Annotated in this window: 22 protein-coding genes and 1 pseudogene; 14 read left to right on the top strand and 9 right to left on the bottom strand. The window is 33.1% G+C overall.

Translation table 11 applies throughout. The features are described from left to right. Entirely contained in the window at nt 1–636 is a 636-nt protein-coding gene (locus ABH957_RS18585; RefSeq protein ID WP_016094107.1) for a phosphatase PAP2 family protein, read from the top strand. Here the strand turns inward: ABH957_RS18585 and ABH957_RS18580 are convergent. The 5 genes from ABH957_RS18580 to ABH957_RS18560 all read right to left on the bottom strand — a co-directional run bounded on the left by ABH957_RS18580 (nt 626) and on the right by ABH957_RS18560 (nt 3,653). Beyond that, a complete protein-coding gene (locus ABH957_RS18580) occupies nt 626–1,507 on the bottom strand; it encodes a cation diffusion facilitator family transporter (protein WP_404443328.1) in 882 nt (293 codons plus the stop codon). The genes ABH957_RS18585 and ABH957_RS18580 overlap by 11 nt on opposite strands. Nucleotides 1,508–2,070: 563 nt before the next feature. Beyond that, nucleotides 2,071–2,385 (bottom strand): thioredoxin family protein, encoded by a 315-nt coding sequence (locus ABH957_RS18575; RefSeq protein ID WP_002012639.1) that lies wholly within the window; start codon nt 2,383–2,385, stop codon nt 2,071–2,073. 72 nt (nt 2,386–2,457) lie between these two features. Beyond that, complete coding sequence (locus ABH957_RS18570; RefSeq protein WP_113937808.1) at nt 2,458–2,814, bottom strand: site-specific integrase; 357 nt, start codon at nt 2,812–2,814, stop codon at nt 2,458–2,460. Then, on the bottom strand, nt 2,774–2,932 hold the full coding sequence (locus ABH957_RS18565; protein WP_404443348.1) for a site-specific integrase: 159 nt from the start codon (nt 2,930–2,932) through the stop codon (nt 2,774–2,776). The genes ABH957_RS18570 and ABH957_RS18565 overlap by 41 nt, the downstream gene beginning before the upstream one ends. Before the next feature lie 112 nt (nt 2,933–3,044). After that, complete coding sequence (locus ABH957_RS18560; protein WP_219302191.1) at nt 3,045–3,653, bottom strand: hypothetical protein; 609 nt, start codon at nt 3,651–3,653, stop codon at nt 3,045–3,047. Nucleotides 3,654–3,729: 76 nt separating this feature from the next. Here ABH957_RS18560 and ABH957_RS18555 point away from each other — a divergent pair, with 76 nt between their 5' ends. The 4 genes and pseudogenes from ABH957_RS18555 (at nt 3,730) to ABH957_RS18540 (ending at nt 6,745) form a co-directional block, all read left to right on the top strand. Next, nucleotides 3,730–3,951 carry a hypothetical protein gene (locus ABH957_RS18555; protein ID WP_404442908.1) on the top strand — a complete coding sequence of 74 codons (222 nt, stop codon included), beginning with the start codon at nt 3,730–3,732 and terminating at the stop codon, nt 3,949–3,951. A gap of 516 nt (nt 3,952–4,467) precedes the next feature. Next, nucleotides 4,468–4,653: pseudogene (locus ABH957_RS18550) on the top strand (hypothetical protein); the annotation flags it as partial. Nucleotides 4,654–5,474: 821 nt separating this feature from the next. After that, the gene (locus ABH957_RS18545) at nt 5,475–6,050 is read left to right on the top strand and encodes a C1q-like domain-containing protein (protein ID WP_404442905.1); all 576 of its coding nucleotides are present in this window, start codon (nt 5,475–5,477) and stop codon (nt 6,048–6,050) included. 137 nt (nt 6,051–6,187) lie between these two features. Further along, the gene (locus tag ABH957_RS18540; protein ID WP_002065254.1) at nt 6,188–6,745 is read left to right on the top strand and encodes a hypothetical protein; all 558 of its coding nucleotides are present in this window, start codon (nt 6,188–6,190) and stop codon (nt 6,743–6,745) included. Nucleotides 6,746–6,838: 93 nt separating this feature from the next. Here ABH957_RS18540 and ABH957_RS18535 read toward each other — a convergent pair whose 3' ends face one another. Further along, nucleotides 6,839–7,051 carry a hypothetical protein gene (locus ABH957_RS18535; protein ID WP_002031831.1) on the bottom strand — a complete coding sequence of 71 codons (213 nt, stop codon included), beginning with the start codon at nt 7,049–7,051 and terminating at the stop codon, nt 6,839–6,841. Between the two features lie 220 nt (nt 7,052–7,271). On the opposite strand from ABH957_RS18535, the gene ABH957_RS18530 reads away from it, so the two are divergent. Then, nucleotides 7,272–7,775 (top strand): MepB family protein, encoded by a 504-nt coding sequence (locus ABH957_RS18530; RefSeq protein WP_404511985.1) that lies wholly within the window; start codon nt 7,272–7,274, stop codon nt 7,773–7,775. 341 nt (nt 7,776–8,116) lie between these two features. Here ABH957_RS18530 and ABH957_RS18525 read toward each other — a convergent pair whose 3' ends face one another. After that, a complete protein-coding gene (locus ABH957_RS18525) occupies nt 8,117–8,311 on the bottom strand; it encodes a hypothetical protein (RefSeq protein ID WP_002085768.1) in 195 nt (64 codons plus the stop codon). 566 nt (nt 8,312–8,877) lie between these two features. Between ABH957_RS18525 and ABH957_RS18520 the strand changes: the two genes are divergently transcribed. The 3 genes from ABH957_RS18520 (at nt 8,878) to ABH957_RS18510 (ending at nt 11,752) form a co-directional block, all read left to right on the top strand. After that, nucleotides 8,878–9,873, top strand: coding sequence for a glycoside hydrolase family 25 protein (locus ABH957_RS18520; protein WP_404511983.1), 996 nt, complete (start codon nt 8,878–8,880; stop codon nt 9,871–9,873). A 139-nt stretch (nt 9,874–10,012) separates the two neighbouring features. Continuing rightward, nucleotides 10,013–10,864 (top strand): peptidylprolyl isomerase PrsA, encoded by an 852-nt coding sequence (locus tag ABH957_RS18515; RefSeq protein ID WP_002012625.1) that lies wholly within the window; start codon nt 10,013–10,015, stop codon nt 10,862–10,864. A 552-nt stretch (nt 10,865–11,416) separates the two neighbouring features. After that, nucleotides 11,417–11,752 (top strand): YolD-like family protein, encoded by a 336-nt coding sequence (locus ABH957_RS18510; protein ID WP_113937814.1) that lies wholly within the window; start codon nt 11,417–11,419, stop codon nt 11,750–11,752. Nucleotides 11,753–12,037: 285 nt separating this feature from the next. Here the strand turns inward: ABH957_RS18510 and gerPF are convergent, their stop codons facing one another. Further along, the gene (gene gerPF, locus ABH957_RS18505; protein WP_001141569.1) at nt 12,038–12,253 is read right to left on the bottom strand and encodes a spore germination protein GerPF; all 216 of its coding nucleotides are present in this window, start codon (nt 12,251–12,253) and stop codon (nt 12,038–12,040) included. Between the two features lie 212 nt (nt 12,254–12,465). Between gerPF and ABH957_RS18500 the strand changes: the two genes are divergently transcribed. From ABH957_RS18500 to ABH957_RS18485, 4 genes are all read left to right on the top strand, one after another. Next, entirely contained in the window at nt 12,466–12,804 is a 339-nt protein-coding gene (locus tag ABH957_RS18500) for a hypothetical protein (protein WP_219302200.1), read from the top strand. Between the two features lie 325 nt (nt 12,805–13,129). Next, complete coding sequence (locus ABH957_RS18495; RefSeq protein ID WP_404442894.1) at nt 13,130–13,840, top strand: SDR family oxidoreductase; 711 nt, start codon at nt 13,130–13,132, stop codon at nt 13,838–13,840. Nucleotides 13,841–13,998: 158 nt separating this feature from the next. Further along, nucleotides 13,999–14,658 carry a DUF6944 family repetitive protein gene (locus tag ABH957_RS18490; protein WP_002136178.1) on the top strand — a complete coding sequence of 220 codons (660 nt, stop codon included), beginning with the start codon at nt 13,999–14,001 and terminating at the stop codon, nt 14,656–14,658. A gap of 300 nt (nt 14,659–14,958) precedes the next feature. Further along, nucleotides 14,959–15,171 carry a YqaE/Pmp3 family membrane protein gene (locus ABH957_RS18485; protein ID WP_002085763.1) on the top strand — a complete coding sequence of 71 codons (213 nt, stop codon included), beginning with the start codon at nt 14,959–14,961 and terminating at the stop codon, nt 15,169–15,171. A 67-nt stretch (nt 15,172–15,238) separates the two neighbouring features. Here the strand turns inward: ABH957_RS18485 and ABH957_RS18480 are convergent, their stop codons facing one another. Beyond that, nucleotides 15,239–15,448, bottom strand: coding sequence for a KTSC domain-containing protein (locus tag ABH957_RS18480; protein WP_002085762.1), 210 nt, complete (start codon nt 15,446–15,448; stop codon nt 15,239–15,241). Between the two features lie 466 nt (nt 15,449–15,914). On the opposite strand from ABH957_RS18480, the gene ABH957_RS18475 reads away from it, so the two are divergent. Beyond that, entirely contained in the window at nt 15,915–18,434 is a 2,520-nt protein-coding gene (locus ABH957_RS18475) for a PBP1A family penicillin-binding protein (protein ID WP_404511981.1), read from the top strand. The last annotated feature ends 28 nt before the right edge of the window (nt 18,435–18,462 follow it).

The raw sequence follows: 18,462 nt of genomic DNA, 5'->3' as shown, positions 1-18,462 counted from the left end.
GTGAAACGATACCGACATTTATACTTGTTAAGTTGTACACTACTCATTTGTTTTGTCGCACTATCACTTTCGTATCATACCGCTTGTATTGAAAAATTTGATAATGTAGTCGCACACTTTATTCAAAGTTTCCGAAACGAGTATTTGACAACCTATTTTACTTGGGTGTCCTTTATCGGTTCAAAAAGAATATATTTCCCGTTACTCATTATACTTGTAATGTATTTTCTTCTTAGAAAAAAAATATTAAGTGCATTACTTCTAACAATTAATTATTACGGGTCACGTTATTTGAACAGTATGCTCAAACTATGGTATGAACGAGCACGACCTGATGTGACGCAGCTTGTTACAGCAACTGGATATAGCTTTCCGAGCGGTCATACGATGAATGCTACTGCTTTTTTAGGATTTATTGCATACGTCACAATTACAGAAGATCGTATTTCATTGCATAAAAAGTTGCTGATTATTTTTATAGCAAGCTTCGTTGTATTATCTATTTCAGTTAGCCGAATTTATCTTGGCGTGCACTATCCATCTGACATATTAGCCGGATGGGCAGCGGGAGGTAGCTGGCTCGTTTTATGTGTTATATTTCATAAGGCGTTCATTAAAAAAGAACCTATGTCATAATAGGTTCTTTTTGCATGGGCTCCACATGAATATGAGCATGGTAAATTCCGAATTTCTTTCGAAGCATATCTTCAATATTGTCAGTAATACAATGGCTTTCTCTAACATCTATTCGAGCATCTACTTCAATTGTAATATCTACATACGTTTGATTCCCATACATACGAGCGCGAATATCTACAATATGTTCTACACCTGAAATATGCCCGATAGCATCAGCGTATTCATCCATTTTTTCAGGATCAATTCCATCTGTTAGCATATGAGAAGCTTCTACGAAAATTTCCCACGCGGTCTTACAAATAATAAGACCGACAAGTAAAGCAGCAATAGGGTCCAAAATAGGCATTTGGAACTGTGCTCCGACTATACCTACTACTGTACCAATACTTACAAGAGCATCTGATAAATTATCTTTTGCAGCAGCCTCTAATGATTTACTTTTTGTTCGTATTGCAATCTTTTTCGTATACTTGTATACACCGTACATAACGACAGCAGAAAATAAAGCCACCCATGCAGCAAGTACATTAGGTGCTGCTTGTTTCGGATTGAAAAACGATTGAATTGCACTAATAACAACTTCTAATCCGACCGTTGCCATAATAAAGGAAGCAACAAGTGATGCGATTTGTTCTGCACGCGAATGCCCATATGGATGATCTGGGTCACGAGGCTTACGAGAAATTTTCAGGCCAATTAATATTGCTAAAGAAGCACCAATATCCGTTAAGTTATTCAAACCGTCAGCACGTAATGCGCTAGAGAGGGTAATATAACTGATGATGATTTTCATAGAGGATAAAAATATGTAGGCTATAATGCTGACAATAGCACCTTTATCAGCTTCTTTATGAGAAAGAGAATCCATTTTAATCACTCGCCTTTCTACAAGGAATTTCTTTCTATACATAGAGTATCAAACGAAACTCGTGTGAGTCTATACAAACATTGTTGACGTTTTATAGCTTTTTAAGAAGGGGATAACAAAGTTTCGTTAAGGAAAAATATGTTGAAAAGTACAAAGTAGAAATTTATCCCGCTATTTGAGGGCAGTAAGACCCCCACCTCAAAATTCAGTTGGAGCAAAGAAGTTAGGTGCCCGTAAACGCCCGATTGGTGAAGGCTAATAATCAGTGGGGGATGAACAAAACCCCCACTGATTAAAGTTTCACTTTATTAAACAAGTAATGATGATTATGGCAAATGGAAAGAGGGCGAGAATAACGATTCTCAAAAATTTTTTCATATATATTTTTCGCAAAATGACTCTTTGTAATTCCTCGTGTGAGTAATATATAAGAAATGATAACAAAATTCTTCAATAAGAAGAGGAGAAAGCATTATAATATTCACTTTCCAGAAAGAGACAAAGGTAAAGAACAATTTGAAAACGAAAAAACCTCTGATGATTTTTCAGAGGTTTTTCGTTTCTTAGTATGCTTCTAAAAACTCAGTAACTTGCTCTTCCGTTTTTGCATTTGCACTATGTAAGTGACCTAACTTTTCGCCATTTTGATATACAAGTAGGCTTGGAATACCCATTACTTGATACTCTTCAGCAATACTTGGGAACTCATCTTTATTAATAGAATACCATTCAAATTTATTGAACTCTTCCATTACATCTCCGATAAAGTTGTCCATACGCACGCAATCTGGGCACCATGTAGTAAAGAACTTAACAACTACTGGCTCCTCGCTTGCGATGATGTCTTTGAATTCTTGTTCAGCTTTGATTTCTTTCATGTTTGTTTCTCCTTTTTCACTTATAATATTTGGGGTTATTTAGGCGGTGTTTTTGCCTAGAAACGAAAACTTCTAACAAAAGTTTTTCTTTCCGAATAATTCGTTTGCAAATTGATCCACCGCAGTTTCCTGAAGTCCTGGTACAATATGTGAGTAGGTGTCCAAGGTGATACCTACTTTTTTATGTCCTAATCGTTCACTCACAATCTTCGGATGTATACCTTGCTTTAACATAATCCTCAAATCATGGAACCGAATATCGGGAACCTCACTTTTCTTTATAAGCTTTTTCCAGAGCTGTGTCAAACTTCTGAAACGGCAGACCAAATCGTAGTCATTATAGCTTTCATCATATCGCTCTTTTTCCTCAGAGATTTTTTGCAGATGGTCATTTAGTGCCATTAAAGTAATGGCAGGTAAAATCAGCAATCTCTTTCCATTGTAGACCTAAGATTTCACCTTTACGCATTCCACATGTAATAGCAAGAAGATAAGCGATATAATAACGGTTTTCTTTTGCATGTTCTAAAAAACGCCCACCCTGCATTGTTTGTGAGGAACAAGAAGGTGAGCTTCAATTAAATGAAACTGATAGGATTTGTGAAAATTGTGCCCAAATTATGCATGGAAAAGGTATTGAAAGAGATGGATAGTACCCTTTACACCTTATTCCATATATAAAAAAGCTGGTTAGCTTCTGATTCAAGCGCTATTAAATGATCATTATTAATAGAGTTATTCGTATACATTCTGTTCTTTTGGATGTTAAGAACCGTATAATTCACATCGTTATGTTCATCTGAAAATGTTGATTCATTTAATAATGTCAGTGTTGAGTTGATGTTGTATTTATCAATTCGCTCTTTTTTTCCTTTGAAATATAGTTTGATAAGATGCGGCTCATCATTAATGAGCAAACCGAGTTCAGGTGATGAGCGGACGATTAAATTATCTGATATCCAATGTGATTTTCCTGGATCGAACCAAGAGACGTCGTTGTTTTTAATAAATTTTTTGTACTGCTTTATGACATCGATATAGTTTTGCTTTTTCTTTTGATCAACCGTTTGCACTAATGTTTCGAAACATTCAAAAGGTAGTTCATTTTGATGAAATTTAATAACAGTGTCTCGTAATTGTTTCCAGTAATCAAAAGCTGGTTGGTATTCAGGTTGAGATTTTAGATTTTTTACAAAGTTTGTTTTAGCTGCACTACTTTTCAGTGTGAAGTCTAAAAATTGTGTAAGTCCTACTTTAATTTCTGCCATGTTACACCCCCTTTCCAAACATTACTAATTCGATAATGGAAAGGGAAATCCTGCATTTTTTAAGAAGGTGAGCTAGATGCTAGAAAACCAGATGTCCATGCACAATGGCTACGGCAAAGCTGATCCGCAAGAACAAGAGGGAATTATTACAACTTCTATCGATATCGAAAAGTTACAAGATGTCATAAGTCGAGCGGTAGTGATTTTGCAGGAGTGTCCAGAAGATGCTGAACTTGATGATTTAAATGGGAGCATTAATGAAGCGTTGGAATTGTTACAAAAGTATTTGGGGCAATAAAAAAGGACGAGCAGTCGTACCTGCTGTCCTTTATAGAAGGAAAATTATTCTGGACTAGAACTACGAATAACCAGAAAACGCGCTTTTAACCAGTGTTGTCAAATATGTAATAATCTATGCAACATAAAAGCTTAGTCGGAATTCAAAACACCAAAATGGCTTGCGTTGGTAAACAGGCTCAAAAGTAGTATATGCAAAATGAAAAATTCCATACAAAAAGCAGACAACAATTTTGGTTGTCTGCCTGTGAGTTGAATGAGTTAGCTAATTGTGATAAATTGCTTTCCCATTACAAGAAGAGTGAAGCTGCTAGTTCAAACAGCTTGTAGGTAGTATTTTCGATATCTAAAAAAATATACAGAGAAAGCAGATAGGTGAAGAACCTGCCTGCTTACTACTGTAACAAAAGAAAGAAGTACTAGCCGTGGATACCACGGCTTGAAAATAGTATGTATTTTTATTTAAAAAATATTCAAGGGGTGAAGAAACATGGAGTGTTTGATAAATGGTGTCTATGAAATAGATAATGATTTTTTTGGTCCAATAAACTTTGCTAATGTTGTAGCTGTTTCATCCATAATTCAATTGAGTGCAGGGGATTTAGTCGAAATTTTTGCACAAAGTAGCGTAGCTGGAGTTATTAGTAATGTAGAAGATAGTACGCATTTTGAAGCTGCAAGATTCCCGTCTCCAAAAGTATAAGTGGTATGAAACCTTGTAAGTAATTTAATATCAGGACATTCCAAAATTTATACTCATCCTGTACAAGAACGGATAATTTATTTGTAAGTGCATGAAGTATTTTAACGGTGTACAAGCTGTTTTGAAAGTGCTGGATAAATGAACTATGTACTGTTAAATAGTGTCTGATGATTGTAAACGAAACAGTCGAAGAAGAGTAGCGGTGTATGCAAAAAGAAATGCATGATGTTTAGGTAAAGAAAGCTTACTAGTTAGGGGATGTTACCGATTTAGTTTATGAAAAAAGGCCCTGTTGTCTCCAACAGGGCCTTTCCTAAAATGGCAAAGAGTAACTCTTACCTTACTCCTTGTCCATAGAATACACAAAAATTATACGTTTGTACAGGTCAATAATTTGCAATAATAATATTTGAATATAATGCTTACAGGTAATTCTGAAGGATGAAAAAGTATTTGTTATAGAGTAAGTGTTGATTTTAAAGTGTTTTTAAGAGAATGTTTACAACTCAACGACAATAAAGGAATATTGAAATAATAAAATATGAAATATTGCATATCTCACTTAACAATATAATCTATTCAATAATAATAAAATCGTACAGAGGAGTTTTTTCTGAAAATCCGAGTTGATGAAACTAGATAATTTGTATTACTGATTTAACCAGAATATTACATGAGTGCTTTGTTTTTAAAAGTTATACTTTCTCTTCGCTCTGCCTTATGGTGGAGCATTTTTATTTTTGTAATCGCAATAACCTGTCCAAACTTTCCAAGTCTAGCATACATATTATGCAGTAGTAGATTAGAAAGGAGCACTATATATGTCTTGTTATTACTACTGTAAGAATTGTGAGAGTTACCAAAAGAAAAATCATGATTGCTGTAAAAAAAGAAGTGATTATTATAATAAGTGCGGTAAAAGATGTGATGACTGTCCTTGCGATCATAAGGAGAATAACCTTGTAAGAGCATCTGCTTTTAGAGCTGTAAATACAGTTAATCAAAACCTTCCAGCTAATACTTTTGTTAAAGTATTATTTCAAAATGAACAATTTGATTTAGCGAACGAATATAACCCAGCAACATCAGATTTTACTCCGAAGACTAGAGGAGTTTATTCCGTAATTGGGACGATTGGTTTCTTTCCGAACGATACAAATTTAAATTATAGAGCGCGTGTAGAAGTTCGAGTGAATGGAAATGCGGCAATTGCTATAGATAACGACTTTTTTGGTCCAATAAATTTCGGTAATGTCGTAAGTGTTTCAACAATACTTCAATTACATGCAGGTGATATTGTCGAGATTTTTGCACAAAGTAGTATAGATGGGGTTATTAGTAGTACAGAAGACGGTTCTCATTTTGAGGCTGCAAGATTCCCATCTCCAATTGTATAAATATTAAAAAGGAAAAAATTTTATTAACTCTGCTTTTCGGTGGAGTTTTTTAATTTCATAATAGCAATAGCTCGTCCAAACTTTTTAAATTTATTTTGCATAGTATACAACAATAGATTTAGAAAGGGGATATAAATATGTCTTATTATTATTGTAAGCATTGCAATGGCTATAAAAAGACAAAGCATACTTGTTGTAAGAAGAGTACAGATTATTACGATAAGTGTTGTGATAATGAGAAAGATAAACTTGTAAGGGCATCTGCTTTTAGAGCGGTTAGTACAGTAGATCAAAATGTCACTGCAAATACTTTTGTTAAAGTATTATTCCAAAATGAACAGTTTGATTTAGCGAATGAATATAATCCAGTAACATCAGATTTTATTCCGAAGACTAGAGGGGTTTATTCTATTATTGGTACAATCAGCTTTGCACCTAATGATAGTAATACGAATTATAGAGCGCGTGTAGAAATTCGGGTGAATGATAATCCAGCTATAGCGATAGATAATGACTTTTTTGGTCCACCCAATTTTGCAAATGTCGTAGCTGTTTCAACAATACTTCAATTACATGCAGGAGATGTAGTTGAAATTTTTGCTGAGAGTGATGTAGATGGACTGATTATACAAAATGATCCAGGATTTATTAGTACGCATTTTGAAGCTGCAAGATTCCCATCTCCAATAAAATAAAAGACATGTTTGTGATTTATGGACTATTTTTTTTAAAAAAGGCTCTACCTTATGGTAGGGCCTTTTAGTTAAAGGTGTTAAATTGGTAATATATTAAAATAAGTTCATAAACACTTGATAAGCAACACCTAGAGTTAATATGATAGCTAACAGTTTTGCTACCCATCTCGGTGCATTTAAATTTAGTAAAAGGGAATGGCATATACTAAATGTAATGCCGAGTGTTAAAAGAATTGCGATAAGATATAAAATTAATAGGAATAAAGGTTGCTCTATGGAGCCGAAGTCAATTTTGGATGGATTCATGTAATATGTGCCTCGTTTTTTATTAATATATTAATGAAATAATGAAGAATACAAGGAATTGGAAGAGTAATGCAATAAATAATATAAAAGTAAATTTGAAGTTATGGATGGAGTAGATAAAATAATCTTTGAAAGACTATTCAAAGTCAACATTTGTTTAAGTTTAATATACAAGAACGAATGTTCTTGGTATACTGGAAAATAAAAAAGGTGCGTTTACATGACAAATTTTAGTAATATAATTGAAAAACTAGATGAAATGATTTACAAACCTAATAACCTATTAATTACTAAACGAAAAGAAGAAAAGCAAAATTCAGAATATGCAGGAGGGGTATTCCAGCTAAATAATAGAAGCATCCGATTTAGGGTATCAAAAATTACGCCTAATAAGATTGGACAATTTGTTTCTTTTTGGGAGAAGAATGCCTCCACGAGCAATCAGGCATTTTCTTATGATTCAGCTCCTAACCTTTTAGTTATCACTTGTATAGCGGATAATAAACTAGGACAATTTATTTTTCCAAAAGAGATTCTTCTAAAAGAAAAAATATTAAAAAATCAAAATCAAAAAGGGAAAATGGCTATGAGGGTTTACCCTATTTGGGATAAACCTATTAGTAATCAAGCTAAGAAGAGTCAATTGTGGCAACTTCATTATTTTGTCGATTTAAGTGATACTGAAAATGTAGCTACAGATAAATTATTAAACTTATATTCATAGCACATAATAAGAAAAAAATGAAATATTCAATGTTCGTTCAGATGATATTTGGAAATATTAACAGGGTAAGCGGTTAAGTAAAGAATAAAAAAGGAGCATACAAATAAAGTATGCTCAAAAAAAGATAGGTTTTATGAGTGGAGAATCTCCATACGATAATATATGCGCATTTCATTAATATGTGTAAAATATCAACAGAATATCAATTAATGAGTTATTTTAGTTTTTTAATGAAGTCATGTTTTGTGAAATGAAAAAGAGCCGTTTCTTTTGAAAGATGCGGCTCTTTTTATTATTTTGTTATCGTACTGTTCGAAATGATAAATCATAAAATTATACGATTAACAATTTGATAATGATCGGACTTCAGTTATATATTTCTTGAAGTCTGGATATTGAGATACAGTTTGGCAGGTAGGGGTGAGTAGTTGATTAATTAAAGATACATTTGTAATTACTTCGTTACAAGGACCATAGAATGTAACTTTTAGCTTTGAATTCGGGGGAACTTTGAATACGATAGGGATTTTTTTCATTAAATAAACTCCTTACATAACAGAGGTTATATGTTTATTTCCTTTTAATTAGGAAGACATATTAATATAATATGTAATTTTTATTGTAGTTGATTATTACATATACTGTATGAGTTGATGTAATTTCTATTACGTATCAAAATAGTGTTGTGAAAAAATATATATCATGTTTATAAAAAGCTTAAAAACAGACTAATATGAGGGAATAAGCGTTAATTAACTTGTCTCTATATAATAAATTGTAAAAAGGCAGCTTTTTTTAGCTGCCTTTTTACAGGGAGATTGAAAAATCTTGGAGGTCATTCATGAGTATAAGCAAAAATTGCTTATATGTAGTATGTACATTATTTATAGTTTTATCTCAATATTTAGTATGAAATAAACGCAAGTTTATCGTTTACAAATGAAAAAAAGAAGGACTTATTTATTATGGATAAAAAGAAATTATTTAGTTTTAAAAAATGATGGAAATATATTTATTTGTCTTATAGAAGCTTGCTATTAGGCGTATGGGTCTAGCAATAAAACAAGCTTTGAATAAGATAATAAAAAGGAGTTGATTAGTAATGGGTTATATTGTAGATATTTCGAAATGGAATGGAAATATTAATTGGGATATTGCAGCGTCTCAGCTAGATTTAGTTATTGCTAGAGTTCAAGATGGTTCGAATACGGTCGATTTTATGTATCAAGGTTATGTGAAAGAAATGAAGAAACGTAGTATCCCATTTGGGAATTATGCATTTTGCCGTTTTATATCTATTTCAGATGCAAAAAAAGAAGCGCAAGATTTTTGGAATCGTGGCGATAAAAACGCTAAATTTTGGGTGGTAGATGTAGAAGTTCAAACAATGGTAGATATGCAAGGCGGGACTCAAGCATTTATTGATGAATTACGCCGATTAGGTGCAAAAAAAATTGGTTTATATGTAGGACATCACACGTATGTATCATTTGGAGCTCGCAATATTGATGCGGATTTTATTTGGATTCCTCGTTATGGAGGGAATAAACCAGCATATCCTTGTGATATTTGGCAATATACTGATTCAGGAAATGTTCCTGGTATTGGAAAATGTGATTTGAATCAATTAATTGGGAATAAAAATCTTTCTTGGTTTATAGGTTCAAATCAAACAAATCAATCTAGTATTGGAGACAGTAAGCAACCAAATGGAATTGGTATTGCAGTTTCAAAATATGATGATGGATACGGAATTAATTTATATGAAAATCCTGCGAATCCGCAATTTATAGGAAGACTTACGAAAAAAATCCCATATTTAATCTATAAAGGTTATTGGGGAGGTGGCGAAAAAGATATGATTTGTTTAGGTGGTGAACAACAGTGGGCTAAGTTAGAACATTTTAATGTACAATGGTTTTATGCATATTCAAAGTACACACCTGGATATGAAATTAGAACGTACGATGGGCCAAACGGGAATGATACAGGTGCGGTCGATGGGAAGGTCCCTTATCGTATTTGGAATCGTCAAGATGGATATATAGATATAGGTGGGAACAAATGGATCAAAGAAGAACATGTGCAGATTAAATAAAAAAGTCGGCTTTATGCCGGCTTTTTTATTTAATAAAGCTTGTCTCTGGCATGAAGAGAAATACTTGCAGAAAACACATTGATTTCACAATAGCGCTGTATAGTTCCTAATATACATTTATCAAAGTGAGGTATTTGAATTGAAAAAGAAAAAGCTATTTATGGGAACTATTATTGCATGTGTGGCGCTAACATTGTCTGCGTGTGGTTCCTCAGAAAATGTTGCAACATCAAAAGTAGGAAACGTGACAGAGAAAGAGTTAAGTAAAGAATTAAGGCAAACATATGGAAAAAGTACTTTATCTCAAATGATGTTAAATAAGGCATTGCTAGATAAATATAAAGTTTCAGATGAAGAAGCTAAAAAACAAGTAGAAGCAGCGAAGGAACAAATGGGTGACAAGTTTAAAGTTGCTTTAGAGCAAGTAGGATTAAAGAATGAAGATGAATTAAAAGAGAGAATGAAGCCAGAAATTGCACTTGAGAAAGCGATTAGAGCGACTGTCACAGATAAAGATGTGAAAGATAACCATAAACCTGAAATGAAGGTAAGTCACATTTTAGTGAAAGATGAAAAAACTGCGAAAGAAGTAAAAGAGAAAATAAATAATGGTGAAGATTTTACTGCTTTAGCGAAACAGTATTCGGAAGATACTGTTTCAAAGGAACAGGGCGGAGAAATAGCTGGTTTTGCTCCTGGTCAAACTGTGAAAGAGTTTGAGGAAGCTGCGTATAAATTAGATGCAGGACAAGTAAGTGAGCCAATAAAAACATCTTATGGTTATCATATAATAAAAGTGACGGATAAAAAAGAATTGAAACCATTTGATGAAGTAAAAGATACGATTCGAAAAGATTTAGAACAACAAAGACTGCAAGATGCGACAGGTAAATGGAAACAACAAGTAATCAATGATCTATTGAAAGAAGCAGATATTAAAGTAACAGATAAAGAATTTAAAGATACATTTAAATTCTTAGATGAGAAATAAGGTTTAGAAGAAAAACGGAGATTTAGCATAATGCTATATTTCTGTTTTTTTGTTTTCAATAGAAAAGGGAACTCATATAGAGTTCCCTTTTCGCGTTAGTGTGTGAGTTATAAATAAATAGTAAGACAATACAATATTACATTTAAATATTAAGAATTACAATAGAAAATTTTGGTGTAAATAAAAAGGAATTAGCAATTACTTCGCAAAATGTTGAAATGATAATGTTTTAGTTAATTAATTTTGTTAAATATAAACTAAATATATTTTCTTAGAAATTGAATAGAGGGCATAATTTAAAGATATGAATAAATTTCATAGATTAAAGTTGCATATTGTTTGAAAAATTTACATGTTGCACTTCCATAGGAACGTTAGTTCGTGTATAATTAGAACAAACGTTCTTTCGAAGTGGAGATTTCAACAAATTCATAAATAGTTTTGAATTGGAAAGCTACGCTACATATAAATAAGAGATGGATAAAGTGTATTTAGAAGTGAAATTTCTATTCTTATGAATGGATAGATGTAGAAAATTGAGGAGTAAAGAAAATGAATTATGTAAAGGTACAGGAAAAAGGAAGAGAGTGGGTTCCGTTTACAGTAATGTCGGAGCAATTATTAAGTATGAAAAAAATTATTGGAGAGAAATTAAAAGTCCAAAGACCGCTAATAACAAATGAAGCGAAAGACAGCATTTCAGACAAATTATTAACTTCATTATTGTCTGAAGAAGAGATGTTAGTGACATATTTTGAAGAAGGATACATACTTACGAGTTATATGACAGTGGTTCATATAAATCCAATTCAACAAATTGTAAAATGTACAGATGCATTTTATAAAACATATATATTTTCTGCAATGGACATAATTGATGTAACCTAAAAGAAGCTGAATTTTGAAGTTTAGCTTCTTTAATTTATCCAGCTATTTGCGGACAATTAGATTTACACCTCAAAATTCGGCTGTGAGTCAGCCTATCTGTAAAAACCTAATTTTTTGAAGAGGTGAAGAACTAAATGAAAAAGCAGCTAGATGCAAGCTAGCTGCTTAGTCCCAGGGAAAGGGAGAAAAAGATTGGCACTCAAAAAATCGACGATAGCTGTGTATCAGCCTGAGTATAGTATAGACAAATTTTAAAATGTTATACAAAAATGATTACAGAGCTGTTTAGGCCGTACCAACTTGGTTTTGATCTGCTAGATCAGAATCAAATGTATTAGTCGCGCTAACCCCACTAAAAGTGTTCACTACGAAACCAACGTTAGATGCGCCAGAGCCGTTATAAGCTTTCGTATTCTCTTTTGGGGAAACATTGTAGAAATCACCTAAGTTGAAAGATCCGTTACTATTTTGTACAACTAAATTCCCAACAACTGAGGGCATAATTTTCACCTACTTTATAAGTAATTGTTTGCATTACTATATGAAGGTACAGTCTAATTGGTTCATTTGACAAATATTCCGGAATAGAAAAATGTTTGAAGCTTTGTTTAATCAATCGAGCAAAAAGTATGTTAAAATTAATGAAGAGCTGAATTTTAAAAAGAACAAATTTGAATAATTAATATATATGGAATTAAAGGAGGCGAAATGTAATGGATAATGTTATAAAAACAGTGGATTTAACAGATGCAGAATCAAGTAAACTTGTTGCTTTTATTTATAGTAATGATGTCACATTGATCGAAAAAGCATTTTGTCCTAATGAAATAAAATTAAATTTTAATGAAATAGCAATTTTATCGGCAATTAAAACCGCATATATTACGAAAGTATCTATAAGGAAAGAACTTGAAGCGATTTTTCACGATACAGGCGTTTTATTAGTAAAGCAAAATGTTGAAAGGAATAGTATTCAATCTATAACAATGCATTTTGAGCAATTTAAAAAGTTGCAAAATGAGATTGAGAATTTAAATAAAAGTATGTTATAAGACTAGGTGGAAATTCTTTGATAGAGGTGGGATCTGTTAAGTTGAAAAAGTGGATTGAAAAGTATTTGGATAAATCGAACCGTAAACATAAATATACTTTCATTAAGGTGTAACCTATATTTATCGATGTGAGAAATGTAGGGAAGAGAAGATACAATTTAAAAATAATAACGATACAAACAAAAAGAGTAACTATGATGGTTACTCTTTTTGTTTGTAATATGTAATATTAAAAATACTTCTAAAGTATGAAATGAATTGATACTTAAGTGAGAAGTTGAATAAGAATAAAAAGAGTAATATTAATGGAAAGGAGGAGATGAAGTTGGAGCGAAACGACATTGGGAAACTTGTAATTATTACTGGAGTAACGCAAGGATTAGGACGTGCAATGGTTGATAGGTTTCATGAATTGGGATGGAACATAGTAGGGTGTGGGCGCTCAAAAAATAAAATTGAAGAGCTTAATAAATATTACGGTGCTTCACATGATTTTCAAATAATTGATGTTTCAAATCATCACCAAGTTAGTAAATGGGCAAGTCGTATTCTTAATAAGTATAGGGCTCCCGATATGTTAATAAATAATGCATCGATTGTTAATCAAAATGCACCTCTATGGAAAGTTACCGCACAAGAATTTGAAAGTGTAATGAGTGTAAATGTGAACGGGGTAGTAAATGTCATTAGGGCGTTCGTCCCGGCGATGATAGCTAGGAAAGAAGGAATTATTATTAATATGAGCTCTAGTTGGGGAAGAGAAGGCGAGGCTGAACTTGCGCCATATTGTGCCTCGAAGTTTGCTGTTGAAGGTATCACGCAGTCAATGGCAATGGAACTACCAAATGGTATGGCAGTAGTTGCTTTAGATCCAGGTGGCAGTATTAGCACTCCAATGCTTCACTTATGTGCACCTCAATATGTAAAAGAATCTCCTACACCTGAAATGTGGTCACATAAAGCAATTCATTATATATTAAATATATCAATAGATAAAAACGGTGAGTCATTGACATGTCCGGCATACATTTATTGAGAAACTCCTTGTCAAAAAGAGCGCCTGAAAGGTGCTCTTTTGTATTATTAGTACATTATGTGATGCACAAAATTACATATGAAAAATAGAATAATGAATTAAAGGTGATATTTGTTTGTTTTGAATGTACTAGAAAATTTGAATATAGGTGATGGGAAATGAACCTACGCGATTTAGAATTGACAGGTGCCTGGTTTCAAGTAGGAGGAAATCTTATAGCAGCAATTGGAACAACTAGAGGGTTTGCAGGGGAAGAAAAGATTGAGTCGGATCTTGTTATTGTAGGGAGTTCATTACAAGCTCTCGGATATATATTACAAATTATAGCAACTAATGATGCGAAAGATGAAGATAAATGTGAGAAGCAAGAGGTAACTATAGATAATAAAAATAAAGCGCTAGCGAAAACGGGGATTGAGTTATTAGCTTTAGGTAATATTTCAAATGTAATAGGAACGTATTTTAATCTCAATGAACAAATGAAAGAAAATGATTTCCTTATAATTACTGGAAATAGTTTGCAATCAATTGGCGCTTTTTTAGGAGTAGAAGTAGCATTGAATGAGATAAATGGAATACAGTGGATTATCGTATTAGGGAATTCAATGCAAAGTTTAGGTGCGGGATTACAAGCATATGAAGGTATTAAAAATATACCAAAAGAAGAAAAGGGAAAAGAAGACAGTAATATAGATAAAGAAGATCAACGTATACTAGGGCTAATAGGTATTTGGATACAGGCAATAGGTACTGTAATTTCAGCAATTGGATTAACCGAAATAGTAGAGGAACAACGATTGGAATCTAAGAAAAGGTGATGAAATACTCATTTCAATGAAGTTTGGAGTATTTCAATTTTAGAAGTAGGACAAGATGGATGTGTTAATTGTTTTTGTAGGCTTTTTCATATAGGCGTAGAATATACATATAAACGAACAGGTGAAAATAGATTGTTAACGTTAGTGAGAGGTTCCTCATTTAGTTATACTATTATATGTGATTTTTGTAATGATGAGTTCTTATATACGCTTTTAGAAATAACATGATTTCATAGGTTTGATAGTGTAGGAGATGGATGGGGAAGAATCGAAAAATAAACATTAAGGAGTTTTTCAGACATGATGTACTTATTAGCAATTCTACTTCCGCCGGTAGCTGTTTTATTTTGCGGAAAGCCGTTTCAAGCGATTATTAATTTCATTTTAACCTTAATTTTTTGGGTTCCAGGAGCGATACACGCAGTTCTTGTCGTACATGATAAAAAAGCCGACAGGCGACTTAAAAAACAAGTTCAGGCGTATGATGAAATTAATAAAAGAAATAGAAGGTAAATTGCGATTGGCATACAAAAAAGAAAGGGGATTTGATTCGCCTTTCTTTTTTGTATGCCAATCAAGTTTAAATTTTAGTATAGCGGTAAGAATTTTTAATATAAGTATTATGATAATAACTTTTAGAGTGTGCGTTTAATAAACCGGTGTAAATGCTTTCTGGCACATTAAAGAAATCATACATACCATTCTTTAGTTGAATACGTAAAATCATAGAAAAAGGATTATAGCCAACAGCAACTAATTTTTTTGAAATAACGGGAGATAGCTTCATCATTACGCAACTCCTTATTTTTCATTTTAGATGGTTTCTTGTAGAGAAGGGGATTGTCGTGTTGAAATCCTAATAATTAAAGGGGTATTATACTTATATGCAATATATTAAATGTTTGTTATACGTAATTATAAGGAAGTTCACACGAAGTACATATCGTTGTGCTATTTTTATTTCACCTTTGATTTATAAATAAGAAAATATTGACCATTTGAAAAAAAGGTATATTATTTATACGAGGTATTAAAAATCCACTTCTTACATTCTATGCTTTAAGGGGCAGTATTATTAGAAAAAATAGAAGTGAAAATAGTTTGTATAAGAAGTATTCTAAAATGTATAATCTGTGAATTGGGAAAATATTGAATGCTCCAGGTCAATATACTTTCTTGATTAAATGTATTTGGGAAAGTGACCTCAATATTTTCAAGTAAATCAACGGGAGAATTGAAAGGCAGGAGAAAGTAACATGTCAGAAAATTATCGTTCTCGAGAGGAGCGACGACAAGTTCAAAAGAAAAAACAGCCAGCTTCTAAAAAAACAAAACCAAAAGGTAAAACATCGTTTTTTCGTAAATTTTTAATCAGTTGTTTACTACTTGGTATTGTAGGTTTAGTGGCAGGGGTTGCTACCTTTTTCGTAATGATTAAGGATGCACCAAAACTTGAGAAAGCAAAACTTGTTAATCCGTTATCCTCAAAAATTTATGATAAAGACGGGAATTTGGTATATGAATATGGGAAAGAAAAGCGGACGAATGTTACGTATGATCAAATCCCAAAATTAGTAGAAAATGCATTTTTAGCAACAGAAGATTCGCGTTTTTATGAGCATAGCGGAGTAGATTTTAAAGGTACTGCTCGTGCAGTTTTAGTTAGTCTTAAGGGAGATTACGGTTCACAAGGTGGAAGTACGATAACGCAGCAAGTTATTAAAAACTACTTCTTATCGATGGAAAAAACATCAAAACGTAAAGTTCAGGAAATATATTTAGCGTATAAGTTAGAACAACAATATTCAAAACATGAAATTTTAGAGATGTATTTAAATAAAATTAATTTAGGTAATCGTTCATATGGAATCGCAACAGCAGCACAAAACTACTACGGTAAAGAATTGAAAGATTTAACATTACCAGAAGTTGCGATGCTAGCTGGCTTACCAAAAGCACCGAATAACTATGACCCAACGAAAAAAGAAAATGTTCAAAGGGCAACAGAAAGAAGAAATACTGTACTAAACTTAATGAATAGACATGGTTATATTACAAAGGCAGAAATGGAAGAAGCATCGAAAGTACCAGTGGATAAAAATATTAAGAGTGCAGCTGAACTACAAGCGATGCCATATACTGCATTTATGGATGCAGTAGTGAAAGAAGTAGAAAAGGAAATACCAGATGTTAATATTGGATCTGATGGTTTAGAAATCTATACAACATTAGACCCGAAAGCACAGAAATTAGCTGATAATATTTTGAATACAAATATTATTAATTATCCAAATGATAAATTCCAAGGTGCTTTCACATTTATGGATACGAAAACTGGAGAAGTTCGCGCTATAGGTAGTGGGCGCGGTGAAAATAAAGCAGTATTTAAAGGACATAATATGGCGATTGAATTAGATCGTGCAGCTGGTTCGACAATGAAGCCAATCTTTGATTACGGTCCTGCTATTGAATACTTAAAATGGTCTACTTATCATCAAATTGATGACTCTCCATTTAAGTATTCAACTGGACAAGAAGTGCGAAATGCAGACAGAAGTCATTTAGGCCCAATTACAATGCGTGAAGCATTAAAAATGTCGCGAAATGTTCCGGCAATTAAAACTGCAAAAGAAGTCGGAAGTAGTAAATCAAAAGACTTCTCCGAGAAGTTAGGTGTTACATTAAAGAAAACGCCGGATGAATCTACAGCTATTGGTACAAATGAAGTATCGCCAACTGAAATAGCTGGTGCTTATGCGGCATTTGGTAATGATGGTAAGTATACGAAGCCGCATTTTGTTAAGAAAGTAGTTTATCCAGACGGCAAGTCACAAAGTTTTGGACAAAAACCAAAACAAGTTATGGCGGATTCTACAGCATATATGATTACTGATATGCTTCGTTCTGTAGTTACATCAGGTACTGGTACAGCGGCAAATATAGGTTCTTTTGATGTAGCAGGTAAAACAGGTACAACAAACTATGATTCAAAACAATTAGCGAAATATAACATTCCAGAAAGTGCAACTCGTGATAGTTGGTTTGCAGGATATACACCGCAATATACGATGGCAGTATGGACTGGATATACGAAAGATGGTAAAGACGAGTATATTAGTAGTAAAAATACGAAAATTGCACAGTTAATCTTTAAAGAAATGATGAGCGAGATGGCTACAGATAAATCACGCTTTAAAATGCCAAGTAGTGTTATTCAAGAAGGTAGTGAATTGCGTATAAAAGGTGAAAAACGTGATTCATCTCCAAATACTAGCGTACCGGATACAACGGAACAACCAAAACAGGATCAACAGCAAAAAACTGAAGAAGAGAAAAATCAAGAGGAATTAAAGAAACAGGAAGAACTTAAGAAACAAGAAGAGCAAAAGAAACAAGATGAACTTAAGAAGCAAGAAGAGCTTAAGAAGCAAGAAGAGCAAAAGAAACAAGATGAATTAAATAAGCAAAATGAACAAAACAATGGAAATGGTCAAGGAACTCCAAATCCACCAACTAATGGAGGTGGCCAAGGAACTCCAAATCCACCAGCCACTGGAGGTGGTCAAGGAACTCCAAATCCACCAGCCACTGGAGGTGGTCAAGGAACTCCAAATCCGCCAACCACTGGAGGTGGCCAAGGAACTCCAAATCCACCAACCAATGGAAATGGCCAAGGAACTCCAAATCCACCAACCACTGGAGGTGGCCAAGAAACTCCAACCCCACCAACTACAGGTGGGAACACAGGAGAGGCTCCTTCCAATAATGGACAATAAATAATGCATTTTAAAAGCACCAAAGGTA

It is taken from the genome of Bacillus sp. RC242 (assembly GCF_044908245.1).
GTDB lineage: Bacteria > Bacillota > Bacilli > Bacillales > Bacillaceae_G > Bacillus_A > Bacillus_A mycoides.
This window is presented reverse-complemented; position numbering and strand designations above follow the sequence as displayed.